Raw genomic sequence first — 4,202 nt, forward strand, 5'->3', positions numbered from 1 at the left:
GCGGCCTACCGGCTGCCCGAGACCTTCTACCGGGCGTAAGGAGGCGGCATGGAGCAGAAGACGCTGCACATCACGCCTATCGGGGTGCTGCGGAAGGATGAAAACGGGGTCCGGGTGGAGCTGGAACCCGCCTATACCCCCGGCCTGCTGGGCCTGGAGCTGTACAGCCATGTCCACATTCTCTGGTGGTTTGACCGCCGGGACAACCCGGAGGACCGGAGCCGCCTCCAGGTACGGCCGCCTCACCGGGGGACGCCGGGGCCCATGGGGGTCTTTGCCAGCCGTTCCCCCAGCCGTCCCAACCCCATCGCCCTGTCCACCGGCCGTATTCTGAATGTGGACAGAGAGCAGGGTATCCTCACCCTGGACTGGAGCGACGCGGAGGACGGCACCCCGGTGCTGGACATCAAGCCCTACTCCTCCGGCCTGGACCGGGTGATGGAGACCGAAGAGCCCTACTGGCATGCCGACTGGCCCCACACCTATGAGGAGGCCAGAGCCAGGAGAGAGTAAGCGCACAAAGAGCAGAAAAAAGGTCCGCCCCTATGAGGGCGGACCTTTTTTGTTACGGCAATCAGAAGGGGAGATTGCTGTTTCCGGGCATCTGCTGCCCGTCGGCGGGCTGGGGCTGGGCGTCGGAGACGGCGCAGTAGTACCGGGCCAGGGTGCTGGTGTAGTACCCGGTGAGCCAGACGGTGAAGGGCAGGGGCAGCACAAAGGCCAGAACCTCGCCGGCCACAATGCCGACGGTGAGGGCGGTCATGCTGCCGGAGCCCAGGAAGAGGACGCAGCCCACGCCCACGCACACGCCGGACACCAGTCCGGAGAGCACCACGGACAGGATGTTCCACCCAATGAAGGACAGGACCAGCTTGAAAATCTCCCCGTAGCGGCCGGAGAGCAGGCGGCGGCTGCGGCGCACGGCCTCCAGGGGACCGTCGTCAGGCCGGTCTGCCAGGCAGAAGGGGGCGAAGGCATACCGCAGGGTGAGGAACAGGATGAGCAGGCTGGCGGCGATGAAGAGCACAAGAATCACCGGATAGAGCACCAGCAGCTGGCCCACCAGCTGTTCCGCGGAGGCAGCATAGAAGTAGGAGCCCATGAGGAACATGGTCAGCAGGAAGGAGACGGCCATGGTGAGCGGCACCAGCACCAGGAAGGCCCAGCACAGGGAGAAGGCCAGCACAATCAGGTTCATCACAATGACCCGGCCCGCCATGCCGAAGCCGCCCAGCAGGTCTCCGTAAGAGGTATCCTCCCCACGGCTGCGCCGCAGGGTGTAGCCATAGTAGCCGAACTCCATGACAACGGCATAGAGCTGGAGGAGCACCTGAAGGAAGAACACAGGCAGCGCCGCAGGGGAGGAGGGAGTACTGAGGGCATTGAGCAGCACCTGGGGGTCGTCAGTGGTAAACAGAACGGTCAGCAGGTCCCTGGTATAGGGCACCGAGCTGCCCAGCAGCAGGTTGAGCAGGAGAAAGAGTCCGCTGGTGAGGAGCAGATAGACCAGCGTCACCTTCCACACCCTGGGGCGTGCGGTGCGCATATCCTCTTTGGCGGCCCGCTTCAGGTCTTTCCGGTTGAAGAACACGGGCGGGCTGAATATGGGAGCATGATAACTGTACATGAGCGGATTCCTCCTCTCTCAGATGTGTGCATCATACCATACCGGGCGGGGAAATGCAAACCGGGCGGGAAAGAACACCGTTGCGGCGGCAGGGACAATCTGGTATAGTGGGGCTGAAAGAACAGCGGCCCGTCAGCGGAGCCGAGGGATTTTAAAATATTTTCCGGGAAAACGGGCCGTGCTTCCAGACGGCGCCCGGCGGATAAAAAACAAGGAGGAGCGGCCATGATTCATATCTACTGCGGAGACGGAAAGGGAAAGACCACCTGTGCCTTTGGTCTGGCCCTGCGGGCGGCGGGCCGTGGGAGAAAGGTGCTCATTACCCAGTTTCTCAAGACCGGGGACAGCGGCGAGCGGACCGCCATTGCCCATGTGCCCGGCGTGACGCTGCTGGAGGTGCCCGAGCGGATGAAATTCACCTTCCGGATGAACGAGGCGGAGAAGGTGGCCTTTGGCGCCCAGATGAAAGCCCTTCTGGAGCAGACCCGGACCGTGGTGGAGAAGGGGGAGCTGGGTCTGCTGGTGCTGGACGAGTGCTGTGCCGCTGTTGCCAAGGGGCTGCTGCCCCTGGAGGATGTGCTCAGCCTTCTGGACAGCGTGCCGGAGGACCTGGAGGTCATTATCACCGGCCGGAACCCGGACCCCGCCCTGGTGGAGCGGGCCGACTACATCACCGAGATGAAAAAAATCCGCCACCCCTTTGACAAGGGTGTGGCCGCCCGGAAGGGCATCGAATGGTAATATACAGACTGTACGCGCCGGGCGGATACTCGGCGCGTTTTTTGTCGCTTGAAGGTGGAAAAGTGGATAATCTGGAATAAAAAACCGTACAAATAAAGTGGGTAAAAAAGAAATAAAAATAACATTTTACACAATAACAAAAACAGGAAAACGGTAGAAATGCATAAATAATGTATTTCTGAAAGTAAAAAATCTGGGTAAATTTTTGGTCAGATAAAATATTGCATAATTTATACAATGAAACCTTGAAAAGTTTTGACAAAATGATATAATGATTTCCATTAAGGGGAAATCAGGCTGCGGCAGCCTGCGCGTCTTCCGGAGAGAAACTGTCGTCCCTTTAGGAAGGACAGACGCCACGCTTGCATCCCCATCCCGCTAAGGAGGAAGTATACATGGCACATAAGTACGTCTATCTCTTTTCCGAGGGCAATGGCTCCATGCGTGAGCTGCTGGGCGGCAAGGGCGCTAACCTGGCCGAAATGACCAATCTGGGCATGCCTGTGCCCCAGGGCTTCACCGTTACCACCGAGGCCTGCACTCAGTATTATAATGACGGCCGTCAGATCAACGAGGACATCCAGGCTCAGATCTACGAGTACCTGGGCAAGATGGAGGAGATCTGCGGCAAGAAGTTTGCCGATCCTGAGAACCCCCTGCTGGTGTCCGTCCGCTCCGGCGCCCGCGCCTCCATGCCCGGCATGATGGATACCATCCTGAACCTGGGCCTGAACGACGTGGTGGTGGAGGGCCTGGCCAAGTTCACCAACAACCCCCGCTTCGCCTACGACTCCTACCGCCGGTTCATCCAGATGTTCTCCGACGTGGTTATGGAGCTGTCCAAGAAGCGCTTTGAGGAGATCATCGACGACGTCAAGGCCAAGAAGGGCGTCAAGCAGGACGTGGAGCTGGACACCGACGACATGAAGAACCTGGTCGTCCTGTTCAAGGAGTTCTACAAGAAGGAAAAGGGCGAGGACTTCCCCCAGGATCCCAAGGTCCAGCTGATGGAGGCCGTCAAGGCCGTGTTCCGCTCCTGGGACAACCCCCGCGCCAATGTGTACCGCCGCATGAACGAGATCCCCTACGACTGGGGCACCGCCGTCAACGTCCAGTCCATGGTGTTCGGCAACTCCGGCAACAACTCCGGCACCGGCGTGGCCTTCACCCGCAACCCCGCCACCGGTGAGAAGGCTCTGTTCGGCGAGTACCTCATCAACGCCCAGGGCGAGGACGTGGTGGCCGGCGTGCGCACTCCCTCTCCCATCAGCAAGCTCCACGAGGAGATGCCCGAGGTGTACGACCAGTTCGCCGACATCGCCAACCGCCTGGAGCAGCACTACAAGGATATGCAGGACATGGAGTTTACCATTGAGAACGGTAAGCTGTACATGCTCCAGACCCGTAACGGCAAGCGCACCGCCGCCGCCGCCCTGAAGGTGGCCGTGGACCTGGTGGACGAGGGCATGATCGACGAGAAGGAAGCCGTCTGCCGCGTGGAGCCCAAGCAGCTGGACGCCCTGCTGCACCCCACCTTTGACGCCGAGGCCCTGAAGAAGGCCCAGGCTGTGGGCAAGGGCCTGGCCGCCTCTCCCGGCGCCGCCTGCGGCCGCGTTGTCTTCACCGCTGAGGAGGCCAAGGAGTGGCACGCCCGCGGTGAGAAGGTGGTCCTGGTCCGTCTGGAGACCTCTCCCGAGGATATCGAGGGCATGCAGGTCGCTCAGGGCATCCTGACCGTCCGCGGCGGCATGACCTCTCACGCCGCCGTGGTGGCCCGCGGCATGGGCACCTGCTGCGTGTCCGGCTGCGGCGACATCGTGGTGGACTATGAGAA

Annotated in this window: 4 protein-coding genes; 3 read left to right on the forward strand and 1 reads right to left on the reverse strand. The window is 60.9% G+C overall.

Annotated features, from left to right (window positions below; translation table 11 throughout):
* Positions 1 to 48 precede the first annotated feature (48 nt).
* On the forward strand, positions 49 to 513 hold the full coding sequence (gene tsaA / locus Q0K09_RS10500) for a tRNA (N6-threonylcarbamoyladenosine(37)-N6)-methyltransferase TrmO (RefSeq protein WP_294476138.1): 465 nt from the start codon (positions 49 to 51) through the stop codon (positions 511 to 513).
* A 61-nt stretch (positions 514 to 574) separates the two neighbouring features.
* Here the strand turns inward: tsaA and Q0K09_RS10505 are convergent, their stop codons facing one another.
* Complete coding sequence (locus Q0K09_RS10505) at positions 575 to 1,627, reverse strand: DUF975 family protein (protein ID WP_294476141.1); 1,053 nt, start codon at positions 1,625 to 1,627, stop codon at positions 575 to 577.
* 225 nt (positions 1,628 to 1,852) lie between these two features.
* On the opposite strand from Q0K09_RS10505, the gene Q0K09_RS10510 reads away from it, so the two are divergent.
* Both Q0K09_RS10510 and Q0K09_RS10515 read left to right on the forward strand, forming a co-directional pair.
* Positions 1,853 to 2,368 (forward strand): cob(I)yrinic acid a,c-diamide adenosyltransferase, encoded by a 516-nt coding sequence (locus tag Q0K09_RS10510; RefSeq protein ID WP_294476146.1) that lies wholly within the window; start codon positions 1,853 to 1,855, stop codon positions 2,366 to 2,368.
* Between the two features lie 395 nt (positions 2,369 to 2,763).
* Positions 2,764 to 4,202: pyruvate, phosphate dikinase (locus Q0K09_RS10515; protein ID WP_294476148.1), on the forward strand; the 1,439-nt coding region annotated here is incomplete at its 3' end.

Origin of the sequence: uncultured Intestinimonas sp. (assembly GCF_944387725.1) — a bacterium.
GTDB lineage: Bacteria > Bacillota > Clostridia > Oscillospirales > Oscillospiraceae > Intestinimonas.